This window comes from Paenibacillus sp. PSB04 (assembly GCF_025809195.1).
GTDB lineage: Bacteria > Bacillota > Bacilli > Paenibacillales > Paenibacillaceae > Paenibacillus_AQ > Paenibacillus_AQ favisporus.
The window spans coordinates 4,741,100-4,758,323 of the sequence record NZ_CP081301.1 but is presented as its reverse complement, the minus strand read 5'-3'; the positions used below and the strand labels follow the sequence as shown (position 1 = coordinate 4,758,323).

The 17,224-nt window shown below is 47.6% G+C and carries 13 protein-coding genes; 3 read left to right on the top strand and 10 right to left on the bottom strand.

What is annotated here, in order from left to right; all coding sequences use genetic code 11:
• The 9 genes from K2F33_RS22075 to K2F33_RS22035 all read right to left on the bottom strand — a co-directional run bounded on the left by K2F33_RS22075 (position 1) and on the right by K2F33_RS22035 (position 11,776).
• Positions 1-915 (bottom strand): ABC transporter permease, encoded by a 915-nt coding sequence (locus K2F33_RS22075; RefSeq protein ID WP_163875335.1) that lies wholly within the window; start codon positions 913-915, stop codon positions 1-3.
• A 156-nt stretch (positions 916-1,071) separates the two neighbouring features.
• Entirely contained in the window at positions 1,072-3,225 is a 2,154-nt protein-coding gene (locus tag K2F33_RS22070) for an AraC family transcriptional regulator (RefSeq protein ID WP_263882418.1), read from the bottom strand.
• Positions 3,226-3,898: 673 nt separating this feature from the next.
• Positions 3,899-4,390 carry an NUDIX hydrolase gene (locus tag K2F33_RS22065; protein ID WP_263878604.1) on the bottom strand — a complete coding sequence of 164 codons (492 nt, stop codon included), beginning with the start codon at positions 4,388-4,390 and terminating at the stop codon, positions 3,899-3,901.
• Positions 4,391-4,578: 188 nt separating this feature from the next.
• Complete coding sequence (locus K2F33_RS22060; RefSeq protein WP_076164879.1) at positions 4,579-5,142, bottom strand: NAD(P)H-dependent oxidoreductase; 564 nt, start codon at positions 5,140-5,142, stop codon at positions 4,579-4,581.
• A 41-nt stretch (positions 5,143-5,183) separates the two neighbouring features.
• Positions 5,184-6,986, bottom strand: coding sequence for a DHA2 family efflux MFS transporter permease subunit (locus tag K2F33_RS22055; RefSeq protein ID WP_263878603.1), 1,803 nt, complete (start codon positions 6,984-6,986; stop codon positions 5,184-5,186).
• Positions 6,987-6,989: 3 nt separating this feature from the next.
• The gene (locus K2F33_RS22050) at positions 6,990-7,433 is read right to left on the bottom strand and encodes a MarR family winged helix-turn-helix transcriptional regulator (protein ID WP_076164873.1); all 444 of its coding nucleotides are present in this window, start codon (positions 7,431-7,433) and stop codon (positions 6,990-6,992) included.
• Between the two features lie 759 nt (positions 7,434-8,192).
• Positions 8,193-8,642, bottom strand: a complete 450-nt coding sequence (locus K2F33_RS22045) for a nuclear transport factor 2 family protein (protein ID WP_089547551.1) — start codon at positions 8,640-8,642, stop codon at positions 8,193-8,195.
• Positions 8,643-8,758: 116 nt separating this feature from the next.
• On the bottom strand, positions 8,759-10,630 hold the full coding sequence (locus K2F33_RS22040; protein WP_263878602.1) for a stalk domain-containing protein: 1,872 nt from the start codon (positions 10,628-10,630) through the stop codon (positions 8,759-8,761).
• Positions 10,631-10,741: 111 nt separating this feature from the next.
• The gene (locus tag K2F33_RS22035; protein WP_263878601.1) at positions 10,742-11,776 is read right to left on the bottom strand and encodes an aminoglycoside phosphotransferase family protein; all 1,035 of its coding nucleotides are present in this window, start codon (positions 11,774-11,776) and stop codon (positions 10,742-10,744) included.
• Between the two features lie 193 nt (positions 11,777-11,969).
• Here K2F33_RS22035 and K2F33_RS22030 point away from each other — a divergent pair, with 193 nt between their 5' ends.
• A complete protein-coding gene (locus K2F33_RS22030) occupies positions 11,970-12,896 on the top strand; it encodes a DUF2268 domain-containing putative Zn-dependent protease (RefSeq protein ID WP_263878599.1) in 927 nt (308 codons plus the stop codon).
• Complete coding sequence (locus K2F33_RS22025; protein ID WP_263878598.1) at positions 12,871-13,641, top strand: MerR family transcriptional regulator; 771 nt, start codon at positions 12,871-12,873, stop codon at positions 13,639-13,641. Before K2F33_RS22030 ends, K2F33_RS22025 begins: the two co-directional genes overlap by 26 nt.
• A gap of 120 nt (positions 13,642-13,761) precedes the next feature.
• Here the strand turns inward: K2F33_RS22025 and K2F33_RS22020 are convergent, their stop codons facing one another.
• Entirely contained in the window at positions 13,762-14,613 is an 852-nt protein-coding gene (locus K2F33_RS22020; protein ID WP_263878597.1) for an AraC family transcriptional regulator, read from the bottom strand.
• A gap of 223 nt (positions 14,614-14,836) precedes the next feature.
• On the opposite strand from K2F33_RS22020, the gene K2F33_RS22015 reads away from it, so the two are divergent.
• Entirely contained in the window at positions 14,837-17,122 is a 2,286-nt protein-coding gene (locus K2F33_RS22015; RefSeq protein WP_263878596.1) for a glycoside hydrolase family 127 protein, read from the top strand.
• The last annotated feature ends 102 nt before the right edge of the window (positions 17,123-17,224 follow it).

Below are 17,224 nucleotides of genomic sequence, written 5' to 3'. Positions count from 1 at the left end.
CTACCATAAGCTTTCTTGCTTCAGTTTCTTCGCGGTCTGATTCACGACTAGCAGCAGAATAAAGCCGATGACAGACTTGAAAAGTCCGATCGCCGTTGCATAGGAGAAGTTCATGGCCTGCGAGACCAGGCCGACTTTATACACATAAGTGTCAATGACTTCCGAGGAACGGAGGTTCAGTGAATTTTGCATAAGCAAAATTTTCTCAAAGCCTGTCTCCATCATTTGACCTGTATTCAGAATCAACAGGATGACCGCAATGGGCATAATCCCCGGGAGATCGATATGCCGCATGCGCTGCACCTTGGTAGCCCCGTCCATCACGGCTGCTTCATGCAGCGCGGGATCAATCCCTGAAAGCGCAGCCAGGTAAATAATGCAGGAAAAACCCGTATTTTGCCATACGTTAGACCATACGTAGATCGATTGAAACCAGGAAGCCTTGGCCATAAAATGGTAGGGTCCAAGCCCTGCCCATCCAAGCACCGTGTTAATCATTCCTGTCCGCGGATCGAGGAACTGCAGCAGCAGTCCTACCAGTACAACCAGTGAAATGAAATAAGGAGCATAGGTCACCATTTGAACCGTATTTTTGAAACGGCGGTTTCTGACGTAATTCAGACCGAGTGCAAGGGCAATCGGAAACGGGAAGCTCGCCAGTAATGTGTAGAAACTGATGGAGAGCGTATTTTTCAGCAGCCTCCAGAACTCATGAGACCGGAAGAATCGTTCAAACTGCCCAAACCCGACCCAAGGACTCCCCGTAATCCCTTTGGTCACATTAAATTCCTTGAATGCGATTTGGGCACCATACATCGGCACGTATTTAAAAATGATGATATACAGCAGCGGCAGCAAAAAAAGTGCGTACAACTGCCAGCCTTTTCTCAACTCCTTCAACGTCTTCAGCTTCATCCCCCCCTTACTTTGCTATGTGGTACCGGCCGGTGATCGAAGTATAGAACGGGGAGGAATTCCGGGTAAATCTGCACGTTTTTTGCACTATGCGAAATTTTAGAAAAGGCATTATTCCCGATTTATGGACTATACAAATCTCAAGTGATGAAAGGATTAGACTTGATTTAAACGCCTGTATTCGGTCGCGCTTACCCCATTGGCCCGTTTAAACGCACGGCTGAAAGAATTAAGGGAAAGGTAGCCGACGGAGAGGGCGATTTCACTAATAGGCCTGTTTTCTCCGGCGAGTAAGGCTTTGGCCCTGTTCATACGGATATCTTCCAAGTAGTCGGAAAAGTTAAGCCCTATGTGCTCTTTAAAAAAGTAGGATACGTATGCCTCGGAAGTACGTGCCTCCCTCGCCAGCATAGCCAGACTGAGGTCCGGATCATGAAAATGTTCGTGGATAAAGGAGGCGAGTTGGACGGCGAGCTTATCATTATGGCTTTTTTTACGCTGCTCGTTCTGTCTGCACAGCTCAAGCAGTGCCCGTTGAACCATTTCTATCAAAGAAGCCGGATCCATGCGGGGGTCGGACGCCTTCAGAATGGTATCTATCTCCGGCATCATACCGTCCGGTCCCTGCTGCCCCCGTTCGCGGCATTTCAAAAGGGTTCCACAGAGCTCCTGTGACAGGATGCGTTCTACAGCAAGGGACGGCTGCAACTCTACATTGTTTTTATCCCGAATCATCTGGATCAGCTTTTGAGTTTCCTGGTAATTCCCGGATTTCACCATTTGAATCAGCCTCTGCTCCACGTCGGAAGGGAAAAAGTATGCAGGAACCGCCAACTTCATGTCATCATGAAATATAATCTGTTCTCTTCCGCCCCAATAGGCATGATTCTGGACGAATATGGCCTCCCCAAAAGAACGGTAAATTTCCGTCAACCGGCTCTGCTGTCCGCCGACCGCAATGGTGATTCCGGCTTGGTGCAGACTAAGGATTTGATCAAAAATACGGGTCAACCGGCGTTTGACTTCTTCGCGGCACTGCTCTTCCGTGTCTGCATGGCTGCTTAGCAATAAGGCAAGCTGGTTTTCTCCAAGATCATGAATTTTTAACGAGTCGGGTTCCATCTCTGAAATCCGGTCGGAGACCGCCAGCTTTACAATATCGAGCTCCGTGAGCATCCCCTCATTATAAGGTGCCTGATATCCCCCCAGCCGGATGACCGCCAGCGTATGGCAGGTGCCGCATATGGAAATCTTGGCATGATCCATAGCGTTCTCCACGTCTTCCATAGAGGTAAAGCCGCCCTTTAGAAGCCTGTCAAAAAACACGTTTTGCATGAGCGGGAGCTGCTCATCCAGCCTGCGTCTTAACTCTTCACGGCTGTCAATCAGCGCAGATACCGAATGGTGGATATCCTCCATCGCGTTTAGCCGGAGCAAGCGGTTCCGATTCGTCCCCCTTCTGTCGGCCGAAGGAAGCATCCGCTGGAGCTTGATGACGGGAGTGCTGCTGCGGTAAGCCAGAACAAAGGCCGCGGCAAGCCCCAAAGCCAGCGACGCCGTGAACACACTTAGCGTCAGCTCTTTGATGTAATGTGCCTTTCTGAGTACGACTGCCTCGGGCTGTGCCGCCACATAGGTCCATCCATTGTATCCGGAGGTTGTTTGAGTGATCAGCATATCTTCGCCCTTCCACTGGCCTCTGGAAAACCCTTCTCTAACTGCAAGCGCTTTCAAATTTGAATCCGGAAATACATCTCCAATTTGGCTGATCACCCTCCCGTTCTGATCCGCAATGTAAGCAAAGCCCCCTTGCTCTATATCGACGTGGCCCAGCATCTCCTGAATCTGCTTATTATCGATTAACACCGTAATCATTCCCTGGCTGTCCCTGCTCCCGAAAGACTGCATGTAACTCACTACCGAATAGGCTTTGCCTTCATACTTTACCTCAGTTCCAGGCATGTAGGTCTTATAATGAAATTCATTGAACAATTGCTTATACCAATCCTCATAAGATAACCCTTCATAATGAAGCTGCAGATCATAAAGCTGCCTGCTTGTGTATACCTTTCCTGGCGAAACGACCATACCGCTGTTTTTGTAAGCGATATAATAGTCAACGATAAAATGATTGAAGACCTGATAATCGAACAAGCTTTTTTCGAGTTCCCAGAGCCTGTAGGGATGCGTATCGGAAAAGGGTGATTTAACAAACTGAAACGAGAGCACTTTGGATTCGCTGGACATTTGCCGAGCGATCGTCTCGATTTCGGCAAACCGTCGATCAAGCGATTCCCTGACTTGGCCCAGTACTGCTGAATTCCTTTCCCGCGATTCACTCTCAACCAGCTCGGATGTTTTGTGATAAGCAAACCAACCAGTAGCGAGGCCAATAAAATGACGGCGTACGGCACAAATAAGCGGACTAACAGCACTGCATGGCTACCTGATGCTTCTTTCAAATGGGTTCCATCCTTTCTAGAGTTATCGGTAACTCCAATATAGCAAGAACCTCGTAACCCGTCATTACTAATGAAGATTATGCACCGAAAAGGCATGGAGAAACAGGACAACCTGGCTGTGCTCGGACCGGAAGACCTCTCCTGCGAGGATATGGCAAAGCTTCTGACCGAGGCGCTCGGAACGCCGATTCGCTTTGAGCAAATGTACTCGACAGCTACAAGCAATTATTTCTTGGCATGGGCTATACGGAGGCCATGTCCGAGAGGATGATGGACATGGACATAGCCGGAGCGGACGGGATCTTCAACACGCTTTAGCGTACGCCGGAAAACACCTCGCCCACCAGCTTCCGCCATTGGGCCGTTACGGTTCTAAAGCCGGCTCTCGACGCTATTTGAAAGGAATTTGAGAACCCCAATTCGTAATAGCTGCGGACGATATTATCTGCCCGCGGTTTCTGCTGGTTCTTCCTGTTCCCTTAAGAATGGAAATTTCGGTAAATATGTACTTCATGTAAAACTTAAATTCTATAATCAAAAGAACCACCCGCAGCTGCAATGGTACCAGTACGTACCCATTTCATTGCCTGCAATACCAAAGGCGATGAATTGTTACCATTGACTTCATCAAAGTCCAGCCAAATAGCCCCTTCTGAATCTTGTCCTTCAAACGATTCAATGGCATTAGCGATCTCTTCTGAATCAACATCAACTTCATATAGAATGGCAATATGATGTAAATTTTCTATTGTATGATCTTGTAAGGTCCACATCACAGAAAAATCACAAACACCAATATTTTTAAGCTTTCGAACTGTGTATCCCGTTTCTTCCCGGAGTTCTCTTATGACCCCTTGCTCTAAAGTTTCCATTTTCTCTAATCGGCCACCAGGCAAATCATATTTCCCTGTGTAGGGACCTAATACCTTTCGAATAACTAAGATACAGTGATCAGCTGTACAAATTCCATAAACCCCCATATGCCGATGAAAATTGTCATTGATATCAGCCACCCTGCCATTCCCCCAAGCTATCTGTAATTATGCCTACCATTTTATTTTCGGCCTAACATGGTTCAATGTCGAGGATGAATGTTTACTCGTTCAATCAAAAAGAAGAGCGCGGTCCATAACAATGGGACTGCGCTCTCGTTGATATGAGCCCGCTGAGGATGTCCTCAGCGGGTACTTGATTAGGTCACTTAAAGGTTACTCAGCAATTTCTTGCCTGCCGCAATGGTATTTGCTGTATTCGCCACACGTTTTCCAAGGGCTTCTCCCAGTCCGAGACCCTTCGTAAATAGCGATTGGATCAGGTCATCGCGGGTATCTTCAACAGGGGATGTCACTCCGACCCCATAATAACTGCCGTACAGTGCATTCTCCGGAATATTAGCCGGCAAGCCGACAACCATCATGCCTTGATGCAGCATCGGTGTAACCAGGTTTAGCAAGGTCGCCTCGATCCCGCCATGAATGGTTGCCGTCGTACAAAATACTGCGCCGATTTTATCAACCAACGTCCCGTTTGCCCACAAATATCCGAGCTTATCGATCCACTCCTTTAAGCCGGAGCTAATCGTGCCGAAGTGTCCGGGGCATCCCCAAATAATCGCATCCATATCGGCAAGATCTTTGACGTTTGCCTTACTTACGTGATTGATGAACACCTCCGTGCCTTCCACGCTTTGGGCGCCTTTGGCAATGGAACGGGCCAGCTGTTCTGTATGCCCCGCTTCACTATCATACACAATATAGATTTTCATCGATTGATCTCCTCTCTTGATCGCTGTTCAAACGCGCTTCTTTATTTGTTTTCCTTTAGGAGCCCGTTCAATTTCTTGAGCGTTTCCCGGTAAGCTTGGTCGGGGGACATTTCTTCATCCGGTTCCGCTACCTCCTGGTTAGTGGCATCCTTCAGTTTCAGCAGCGCCTTCCGGTACTCTTTATCGGTGAATTGCCCTTCGTCTTTCTCAGGCTGAGACGGGGTTAAAAACCCTCGAATGGCATTTCGGAATTCGCTATCCTTGTTTTGCATGTCCGCGTGAGCCGCTACCTCCGCGAGTGCCGGTTGTTCTACCGGTTGGGCTACAGCTGCAGCTGGCGCCGGTTGGGCCTTCGACTCACTCGCCTCGGGCGCTTTAACCGGTGCCTGCAACGTATCCTCTTGCGGCTTCACCTTGCGGATGAAGAACGCCAGAACAAGCGCAGCGACAGTCAGCCAGGTGGCCACGACGAAGGACTGGTTGATGCCGTAAATGGTCGCCTGCTGCGTGACCTCGGCCATCTTGACCGCGTCTTTCGGGTTGATATGGCCTGCGATGACGAGCTCTTTCCCATGCGAGGCCGCTCTGTTCGTCATGACCGTGACGAGCAAGGCGGTTCCGAGCGCGCCTGATACGTTCCGGAGCGTCTGGGACATCGCCGAGCCGTGCGCGTTCAGGCGGCGCGGCAGCTGGTTGAGGCCTGCTGTCTGGATCGGCATCATCAGCATGGACATCCCGAACATCCGCGCCGTATAAATGAGCATCATATGGTTGTATGATGAATCGGCTTCCAGATGGCTGAACTCGTACGTCGTGATCGTTGTGATGATAAGACCAGCGACGGCCAGCCAGCGCGCGCCGATTTTGTCGAACACCATGCCCGTGATCGGGGACATGATACCCATCAGAATAGCCCCCGGCAGCAGCAGGAGACCGGAATCAAGTGGCGAAAAGTGGCGGATGTTCTGTAAGAAGATTGGCAGCAGGATCATGCCGGAAAACATCGCCATGGTGATGATGGCGTTAATCAGGGACGTGAGCGAGAACATGGAATATTTGAACACGCGCATTTCGAGCAGCGGATTCTTCACCATGATCGAGCGCACAATGAACAGGATGAGCGCGACCGCGCCGACGGCCAGGCAGATGATGACTTCCTCCGAGTCCCAGCCTTTCGTACCGGCTTCACTGAAGCCGTACAGCAGTCCACCGAACCCAAGTGTCGACAGGATCACGCTCAGGACGTCGAGCTTCGGACGCGACGTCTTGATGACGTCCTTCATCGAGAAAGCGCCGAAAATCACGGCGATGATCGCAAGCGGCAGCACGATGTAGAACAGCACGTGCCAGTCATAATTCTCGACGATCCAGCCGGAGAGCGTTGGTCCGATGGCCGGCGCGAAAATCATTGCGACCCCCATCAGGCCCATTGCTTTACCACGTTCCTCGACCGGGAAGATGGTCAGCGTGACGACCGTCATAAGCGGCATTAGAATGCCGGCACCGCAAGCCTGCACGAGACGGCCGGCCAGCAGCCAGCTGAAATCGCCGGATAACGCACAGATGACCGTGCCCAGTGCAAACATGGATGAGGCCACCAGAAACAATTTCCGGGTTGTAAACCGGTTAATCAGGAAGGCACTGACGGGCACAAGTACGCCGTTAACCAGCATATAACCGTTAGACAGCCACTGGATCGTGCTTTCCGTTACATTGAGATCCGCCATCATTTTCGGTAGCGCGACGTTAAGCACCGTTTGGCTTAACAGCGCCACAAACGCGGCGATGAGCAAGGAGGCCATGATCGGCCCCTTGCGCAAGTGATTGGATACCATAGTGGTCATGGCTTAAGCTTCTTCCTCTCTATAATTTCTTAAAAGTTGCAGTACTTTTTGCTGGATGCGGTCAAGCTCCCTCTGGTCTTCCTCAGGCAGCTCAAGCAGGGACCGCATCATGTGCAAGCGGGTGGCTTCCGTCTCGCGCCAGAGCGCCATCCCTTTCTCGGAAAGGGTCAGCGTCATCGCTCGCCTGTCGGTTTCAGTCCTCTCCCGGTCCACGAGACCGGCCTTGACCATCCGATCGACGATGCCGCTGGTCGTGCTGTTGCCGAGCTTCACCTTTTCGGCAAGGTCCGAAAGGCGGATCTCAGGGTGCTCCCGCAGCACCCTCAACACGATCAGCTGCAGCGCAGTGAGTTTATGCTTACTCGCCGCTTTGGTCATCAGCTGGAAGAACGCCTGATGGACCTCACGGTAGCTTTGGAATATTTCCAGGATCCGTTGTTCTTGCAACGTTAAGCTCCCTTCGCAAATATTTCGCATGCGAACTATTATCTAACCATTTAATCGATATGTCAATAAGTTCATAGTAGTAAATGTAGTCACGAACGATCTGTTCAACCATGACTGTCATTGTACAGGTTACACCTTCTGGATAGGACAAATCTGACTTTAATGTGGTATCAATCGATAGGATAAGGGCTTAATCAACGGGAGCAATGAACCCTTAGGATGACACGTTCAAGTAAGGCTCTAAATGGTTTTATGGTTATAAAAAAAACCGCAGCTACGCGGCTACCCAGCGTGTATGTTCTTGTCGTCTAACATTATTATACAGGCACTTCCACCTCTCCATTCATCCTAATATTTCCCTTAACGGAATTAATATCTCTAATCTACCAAAAAATAAAACACCAATGATCATTATAATGTGAGCATTTTCAGCAGGAAAATCCATGTAAAAAAGGTTACTGCAGACTCCTGAGAAATTTCAAAATGATCCCATGTAACCTGACACTGTCATGTGTCTGGGTATCGCTCCATCACCATGGATAAAAGGGACTACATCTTTTCGTGCCCGCAGTATTCTTGGGCAGCACCAAAGCACCGTTAGTTTGGCTGCTGTACAATCAGCATGTCAAGTCATCATACAGTTACCCCTTCATCAGCAATCAGAACCATACTGCCCTTTTATACCAACAAAAAAAGCAGCCTAAGATTTGCCGGCTGCTGTTGTGCTGTATGGTCTATTGTCCCCCGTTAGCTTAAAGCTTATTTATTAATTTCTGAATGGCCAAGTGCTGCGTTAATTAAAGAAGTATCAAAATAATAAGGAAATGCTTCTACGACTAAATCGTCCTTAATTTTTAAGATTTGAGCGAAAGGTAATTGAACTTCTTTCTCAGATTGTCTAGCCTTTGCCACTAAAGTCCCCCCCATAAAAAGGGTGTCACCATCTAATGTGGCAACGATGTTCTCAACATTCATGGAACTCCAAGTATTATGCATCGTATTAAAGAGTTTTCCAAGATCTTTATAACCACACCAATCGCCCGGATAAGGCAGGGATGCAGGCTCATGAACAACGATATCGGGGTAAAAAACAGATGTTATACCGCTAAAGTCATTTCCATCCGAACGCATAAATTCCATTTCGGCTGAAAACATTCGATCCAATATTTCCATTGCCTTATTGCTGTTATCACTCCAAGTATTATCCATTCATATTAGCCTCCGTTCATATTAACCTCCGCTTCATCTGTGATTATAGAACAAAGGATCTTTCGATTTGTTGCTGTGATATCCCGCCTAATTGAAAAAGGTGCAGCAAATAGAAGCTAATTTTTCACAACAATAACGAATGTTACGATCGCCGCCATATCCGTCTTCGGCAGTGAATTTGGCGGGTTATAGAGCGTGATGTAGTACGTTCCGGGTCCCTTCTCCGGCTTGAATCGGTACGAGAAAGCACCATCCTTTAAAGGAACAGTGACAGTCTTACTATCGACTTTATCCACATGGTAGCTGAGGCGAAGCGAATCGAAGGATAATCCGTTCAGCTTGCCCTGAATGGTAACATAGCCGGACTCGTTCGTCTCCGCATACCCGGCCGGCCAAGCAATACCGTCGGAGGACTGCAGCTTAAGCTCCGTCTTCAAACCATCATAATACGGGATACCGCTATAACGAAACGGAATTTGATTCGGCGAAAGATCAGCCTTGATCGGCACGTTCATAATAACCTGCTTCGTCTGCAAATCTTGCAGCACAAGCTCGTTATCGCCGGGAAGCAGTGCAATACTGATATCAGCAACGTTATATTTGAGGCTGTTATAGCCAACCGGCGGTTTGTGCTGCACATAACTCCAGCCATTCCAGCTGCCGTCCCGGCTGTAGCGGCTGTTGCTGTACGTAAAGGAAGGCCCTCCGACGCTGAGCACGGAGACCGGATAATCTGCCTGATCGCTCGTTTGCAGCAGCCGATAGTTCCCAGCCCAGTGGCGATCATGAACCGTAATCTGCTTGAGCGCGGCGTTGTAATCGATCGGCAGGCCGAACTGCTCGGTCATAAAACGGAGCGGAACAAGCGTCGTGCCCGCTTCCACCCGGATCGGCAGGGTGGCGATCTTCTTGCCGCTGCGATCAACCTCACCTGTCTTTAAATTTAGCTTCAACTCGTTATGCCAACCGTTTTGTGACAAATAGACGGCTCCTTCATTGCTCACATACTGGATTTCGCCACCGATCACATGCACGATATCCCGCAGCGGCAAAAATACCGATCCATTATAAACAACCGGTTTATGATCTAGCCGGATAAATCGGTTTTCATAAGGCATAAACATGTGGTCGCGCCCAATTTGCAGATTGAGCTGCTTATCCACCGGAAGCAAAATAACGCTTGCATAATCCAGCAAATTAATAACCGGCCGGAAGCTTGTCAGCATGGATGTAAAATCGGACTGGACTGCTCCAGTCAATACAAAGGAGTAGAACGTTGAGCCATCCACGGTCCAGCTTGCGGCATAGGTGACGTTAGAAGTCCCCTGTCCCGTTATAAGTACCGTGCCTTTAGAGCCGGCTACCGGAGCACCTGATTTCGCTAGGCTGCTAAACATTTGATAGAGTGGATTGGCCTGCGGATTGCTGCTGGCCTGCAATGTTTGACCAGAAGCCTCTCCCTCCGCATAGTAATCCCATCCGTCCTTATTGAGCAGCAGCGAGGCCGTCGACGGAATTTGCAGCTTGGCCGATCCGGCTTGTCCCGCCTTTAGCCGAAACAGAACATTAGGGGCTTGCAGCACTTTCGCAGAATCGGCTTGCGCTGCCGATACCGGCAGCGTATCTTTAACCGCCTGCAGCTCCGGCGTCCGATAACCTAGTATTTCATAGCCGTCCGATGTGAGCCGGCTCTTGTAACCGTAATACTGCCAAGCCGAATCCGGCAACCGGGTCGGTAAAAACGCGGTAACCGTACTATGCAGGTATAATTGTTCAGCCATCGGTCTCATAAAATAGTTATAGTAGCCGAACCCTGGCTCTAGCGTAACATGATCTTCGGGATTTTCCGTATAGCCCTGAATGGTTTCCGCATAGCCATTTGGTTCAGCAAGTACAGACGTTTCGCTATACGCTTGAGTCACTGCTATCAGTATGGCAGTAGTTACAGTAGCCTGCAGCCACCGCTTCACACTTTTCTTCCTCATCATCGATATCCCGCCTCCAAACACATTCATTCGAACCTTACGCCGGTTTCGCTGAACCGCCGCTGTCCCCTTTATGTATCATATAGACGGTCATTTTCCCGCTTTGTTGCGAAACTATTGTTCATTTTTGATCTCAAAGATTTTTTGCAGGGTACGAATGTGCAGCGTTTTTTCATGATCCGTTTCCTGGAGTTGGTCTCCCGATCCTGCATCCATATAACCTTCTACCAGCCTATAACCGAACAAAAGGAGAATCATCTCATAAACGCAGTTATCCGTTATGTGCGAAATATCCGCTTGTTCCGAAAAGCCCTTGTAATACGCCGGGATACATCTATGGTAGTATTCAACCATGTGTTCAATATCGGCTTCGTCCGCGATAAGACTTGCCAAATCTTCACCTAAATAGCCCCACCCCGTGGTATCCCAGTCGATGAGTATAATGTTACCGTCTGAATAAATGATGTTTGTCACCCAAAAATCCCTATGGCAAAGCACGATGGGCAGCTTTTCAATACGGTTGAATATTTCGTCTGCGCTTTCATCTATGTCGATGAGCATTTTACATAGATGCTTCGGGATACCGCAATCGTCGGAACGGATATAATCATACACTCGATTCCATGACCGGTAATGAAGATAGATATCCTTCATATACTCCGCTCTGCTCAGATTGGACATATTTTGTAAAAAAGCTGGCTGTTCGGCAAATAACTTGCCCTGGAACCGTCCTAATTCCTCGGCTGCGCGTTCATGCATATTGCCGGTGAGGTCCAAGCCCGATATGCCGTCGGTATATTCCATCCATATCTGTGTTTCGTTCTCTTCTTCGTTCATTTCCACGTGATAACATTCGGGCCAACGGAATGATTCAGAAAACAAGGCGCCAAAATTGGACTTATAAAAATCATATTCTCTGCGCCATGAATCGGGATCCCTGTAGCGTTCCCATTTCCTCTGCGTTTTTACAACGATGTCATAGGTGATTTCCCTGCCATCTGAGGTTTTGGCAATGCCCGTTACAAGCTGTACATTACCTACTGTACCGCCATGTAATGGTTTGGTCTGGATATCGGCACAGATGATTTCAGTACCGAGCATTTGGCTTATTACTTTTGTCAGCGTTTCGGCTTTGATTTCGCTCATCATGAAGTCCTCCAATCGTTTGAACAAGGTAAACCTTTGTCGTACTTCAAGTTTAGGTTTTCATCCTGTACAAATGAAGGGAAAAAGTAATTTTAAAAAAACTTCCCCTGAATGGGGATTTTTGATCCGATGTACTTGACTATGACGTAAGGTCATAGTGCATAATTCTCACTATAAATTAATTGGGGTGAGAGAAATGAATATAAGAACACTGCGCTCAGATCGTATTTATCAGAAAGTTGCCCAAGCATTGCCCGAGGACAAGCTCGAATTATTTAGAAACGAAATGATGGCTCCCTTTATGAAACAATGGCAAATTCAACAGATCCCTTTTAGAGCTGAAGAGGCGAATGGGTTTGACGTTATCGCGTTTAACAGCATGATGCATCGATCCCCGGATCAGATTACCCCTCAGATATCGGCAGAGATCGAGCAGATTTCGTCCGAATCCTTTTGGTTAGAATGTGAGCATACTGTGAAGAAAAGCCTGGATCTATTTGCAGAGCATGGAATTGACCTCCCCGTATCCGAATATTTGTTTACCGTGCAGCTAGGGAATCCGGAAAGCCGTGCTCTAACCATAAACGAAGGATATAGCGGCTTTGGGGGCATTCCCGGGTTTATCTGGGGCACGCTCTTGCCTAATGAATACACCATCCCTCGCATGAAGGTTGCGCTGGCGCACGAATGCAACCATAATGTGAGATATCAATTTATTCAGTGGGATCACACCGTTCATTTAGGCGAGCTCATTGTCAGTGAAGGATTAGCTGAAAACTATGCTGCGTTCATGTTTGGCGAAGAATGGCTCGGCCCTTGGGTAACGAAAACAAACGCAGACACCCTTAACAGGCACATTAAGCCTGTGATTAGAGAGAAATGGCAAGTAACAGGATTTGATCAAATCGCTCCGTATCTTTACGGCGACGAGATCGCAAAACTTCAAAACTTTAAACCGGTCAATATGCCTTATAGCGCTGGTTACGCTTGCGGATATTATTTAATCCAATATTATTTAAGCAAAACAGGAAAAACGATCTTTGAGGCAACGATAACGCCCGCTGCTCAAATACTAGATGAAGTCGAAGGATTTTGGGATGAAGAAACCATTATTAACGGTTAATGATATTGTTCAGATTACAGGCATTACAGCACGGACCCTGCATTATTACGATAGAATTCATTTATTTAAACCGACACATCTGACAGAAAAAGGGTATCGACTATACGATCGAAGCAGTTTGGAAAAACTACAAACGATTTTGTTCTTAAAGGAATTGGATTTTTCCTTGAAAGAAATTGCCGACATTTTAAAGCTGACTAAGCAAGAACAGAAACAAATATTAAAGAAGCAAGGACAAACCCTATTATCGAAAAAGCAAAGACTGGAAAACATCATGGCGGCTCTCGAAGAATATGTGTCGGGGAATGATATTAGCCATTTGGAAATCTTCAACAGTACTTCCGCTCTGCCATTGAGAGAACAATATGCAAATGAGGCAAGATTCATTTATGGTGAAACAGAGGCGTATCAAGTGTACAATGAAACGTTGGAAGCATGTTCACCCGAAGAAAAAGAGGAACGTTTTTCAGCCATGGAGGAAATATTCAAACAAATGGCGGCTTGTATCCATCAGGATCCTTCCTCCGATGAAGTGCAGCAATTAATCGAGGAGTGGAAAACAATTTTAATGCAATTCATGCCTTGTGATGCGGAGTTACTGGCTTGCATTGCCAATACTTATAAATTCGATACACGATTCGCAAGCTACTTTAATCAATATAGTACTGAGGATTTAGCAGATTTTCTTTACCGTGCAATCATGTACCATGTCAATCGGTTGAGCGATGCTGAAACAGACAAGTAATAAGTCCACTACGGAAACCGCAGGATGCATGACATCAATGTCATATCTTGCGGTTTCATTTATAAAATTCGCCTCTACTGCTGATATAGTAAGCCATCAGGGCTCTGGAGCGGATTTTTTTTACTTATAATAAAGCAAGCGGGTAGCGTAAGCATTGCGGTATTCCGATGGGGTCAGACTTGTTTTTTTCTTGAATGCTTTCATGAACGAATGGCTGTTTGAAAATCCCAATTGGTTGGCGATTTCGGTAATCTTCCGATTCGTATCCGTTAGCAGAAACTTGGCCGCCTCCATCTTTTCCTGCATGATGTACTGCTTCAAGGAAATGCCTGCTATGGAAGAAAACAAGCCCGTCAAGTATTTGGCGTTATACCCGAAATGCTTGGCCAAATGTTCAACCTTCAAATTTTCTTCCTTATACCACTTGATGTAATCCACAATGTCATTGTACAGCTGCTGCTTCTCCGGTTTGGCGGGTTGATTCTGAACGAAAAACATCTGATTGTAAATCTCACACAAGACACCTGTTGTCAAATAATTGTTCAAGTTTGGTTCTCGGTAGCTCCTGACGGAATCCTGCAATTGCTTGAGCATGACGGTCAGTTTGTTGGGGCTGCGCAGGGTGCCGTACTCTGGAATCGCGATGACCTCAGGATCACAGGCTTGCTCAAGTTCATCGGCAGTGATGCTTTCCGTTTCCCCGCGCGCCGAGAAATGCAGCCAGTAAAAACTGCAGTCCGACGCCTGATAGCCGTATTGATGCGATCGAGGCGGCATCAGCAGGAATTCCCCTTCTCTCAAGGCAAATTTCTTCGCATTGCATGAAATGTACAACGTTCCGCGAGTCTGGATAAACAACTCATACTCCATTAAGATCCGGTTCATATGCTGCCACTCCGGAGACGGAGACATAAATTTCCCGGTCATCACCATTTTCACCGGGCCATCCACCCGGAAGCGAAAACAATTCATCGTTGGTCTCTCCCTTGCGATCAAACCTTTATACACTAAGCGTATGAATAAGATACCAAACTTGGATAGGTTTATCCATGATATTTTCAAGTAAATTTAAAAATCATGCTGAAGCAGATGTAAGTATAAACTGCTGACATTTTGACACAAAAACCGACCTTCGATTATTTAACGAAAAGTGAGGAAAAGGTACACTTGATGTACTCTCCACTGAAGGAGAAACTTGGTACAGAAAGGACCGATCGGGGAAATGAGATTACACGATTTTGGTTTGAATCAGGTCGTGCTGACTGGAGATTATTTTGTGAATGCCTTTACAAAAGAGGTCGCTTATTTATTAAGCTACGATCCAAATCGCCTGCTGGCCGGATTCCGGGAAGTTGCGGGACTCCCGTCCACAGCCGAGACTTACCCTGGTTGGGAAAAAACGGAGATTCGCGGCCATACCATGGGCCACTATCTGTCGGCATGCGCGCAGGCCTATGCCCAGAGCCGGAACGACAGGATCCTCGCTAATTTAGAGTATCTTGTATCCGAATTGGCCGGTTGCCAGTTGGATAACGGGTATTTGTCAGCATTTCCCGAAACGCTGTTCGATAACGTGGAAAATCGGATACCCGCTTGGGTGCCGTGGTACACGATGCACAAAATCATCGCCGGACTCATCGACGTTTATCAATCGACCCAAATACAAGCCGCTTATGACCTCGTCAATAAACTGGGCGATTGGGCAGCGGATCGGACTTCCCGTTGGTCCAAAGAATTGCAATCAACCGTGCTCGCAGTGGAATACGGCGGGATGAACGATTGCCTGTACAACTTGTATCAATTGACCGGAAATCCCCGCCATGCGGAAGCCGCCCATCAATTTGACGAAATCAGCCTGTTTCATGCCATTTGGGAAGGCAAAGATATATTGAAAGGCAAGCACGCCAATACAATGATCCCCAAATTTGTAGGAGCCCTGAACCGATATTTAGCATTGGGAGAAAGCGAAGTTTTTTATCGGGAGGCTGCAGAAAGATTCTGGGACATGGTCGTATACCACCACAGCTACATAACAGGAGGCAACAGCGAATCTGAGCATTTCGGAGAGCCTGATCTGCTCGATGCCAGACGGTCCGATATCACATGCGAAACCTGCAATAGCTACAATATGTTGAAGCTGACGCGGGAGCTATTCAAGCTTACCCAGGATGTGAAATACGCTGATTTTTACGAGACAACATATATCAACGCTATCCTTTCCTCCCAAAACCCGGACACAGGAATGACGATGTATTTTCAGCCGATGGCGACTGGTTATTTCAAGGTGTACAGCTCTCCGTTTGAGCATTTCTGGTGCTGCACCGGGACCGGCATGGAGAGCTTCACCAAATTGAACGACAGCCTTTATTTTCACTCGGGTGACCGGTTGTATGTCAATCAATTTATAAGCAGTACACTGGATTGGGCGGAGCAGCAGGTGAAGATCACACAAAACCCTGACGTTCCATTCAGCGATACGGTTCAACTGTCTTTTGAGCTGACCGATACCTGCAAGAAGGAACGACATTTGTCCGTTCGTATTCGCATCCCTTATTGGACCGCAGGCGAACCAACCATATCCCTGAACGGAGCGAACATTCAACCGGAAGTCAGGGATGGTTATGCAATCATTGATCGGTTATGGAAAGATGGCGACTCGTTACATATCCGCATCCCGATGAAAGCCGATTACTCCAGTTTGCCTGATGCACCAAATGTGGTGGGATTTCGTTATGGTCCGGTCGTTCTAAGTGCCGGATTGGGCAATGATGATTGGGTTGAATCGAAAACAGGGGTTAACGTCAGTATCCCTACCCGGCGAATGCTCATGAAAGATTTCGTCATCCCGCAAGGCATGAGTGTTCAGGAATGGTTTGCAGGCTTCGACCGGCATTTCATCCAAAAAGACGGCGAGCTTTCCTTTGTGCTCCGAAATACGGATGAAGACAATCGATTGATCTTTACCCCACACTTCAAGCAGCATAGCGAGAGATACGGCATCTATTGGAGGTTCGTTGAAGCCGATTCGAACAGCCTGCACGAACACCTGGAGAAATCTCAGCAAGAACAGCTGATCAGAGAAGCCACGATCGACGGTATCCAGATCGGAAACGACCAATATGAGCTGCAGCATCAAGTTAAGGGTGAACGGACTCATGCCGGAACTTGGGAAGGCCTGAATGGGAGAAGAGCGGAACCAGACGGTTGGTTCAGCTATGAATTAAAGATAGACCCTGAAGTAAAAAACGGTCTCTCTGTTACTTTCAGCCACGGGTCCAGAGCCGGGGGCGTCGAGATTTGGGTGGACGGAAAACTGCTTGCTACCGAATCGGTTCCGTTGGAAAGAAAACGGGCTTTTTATGACAAAATGTTTGAAATCCCTGCTGAAATGACCGCAGGCAAAGCAGCGGTTGAAGTAAAGTTTTCCCCGATCCAGAATTTAAACGGCATCTATGGCATGTTACGGTCTGTGAAGCTGTGACATAGGCCGAGATAAACGGAAAGAATACTAAAAATTGTTGGGCTCTTGTACGGTTCACGACCTCCTCGACCGGCATTAAATTATATCAGCGACAAGGCTGAT

Coding starts and splice junctions, on each gene's coding strand:
- K2F33_RS22045 (WP_089547551.1), bottom strand. CDS start 8,642: ATGGATAATACTTGGAGTGATAACAGCAATAAGGCAATGGAAATATTG.
- K2F33_RS22020 (WP_263878597.1), bottom strand. CDS start 14,613: ATGAATTGTTTTCGCTTCCGGGTGGATGGCCCGGTGAAAATGGTGATG.
- K2F33_RS22025 (WP_263878598.1), top strand. CDS start 12,871: ATGAAGAAACCATTATTAACGGTTAATGATATTGTTCAGATTACAGGC.
- K2F33_RS22035 (WP_263878601.1), bottom strand. CDS start 11,776: ATGATGAGCGAAATCAAAGCCGAAACGCTGACAAAAGTAATAAGCCAA.
- K2F33_RS22055 (WP_263878603.1), bottom strand. CDS start 6,986: ATGACCACTATGGTATCCAATCACTTGCGCAAGGGGCCGATCATGGCC.
- K2F33_RS22040 (WP_263878602.1), bottom strand. CDS start 10,630: ATGATGAGGAAGAAAAGTGTGAAGCGGTGGCTGCAGGCTACTGTAACT.
- K2F33_RS22075 (WP_163875335.1), bottom strand. CDS start 915: ATGAAGCTGAAGACGTTGAAGGAGTTGAGAAAAGGCTGGCAGTTGTAC.
- K2F33_RS22060 (WP_076164879.1), bottom strand. CDS start 5,142: ATGAAAATCTATATTGTGTATGATAGTGAAGCGGGGCATACAGAACAG.
- K2F33_RS22030 (WP_263878599.1), top strand. CDS start 11,970: ATGAATATAAGAACACTGCGCTCAGATCGTATTTATCAGAAAGTTGCC.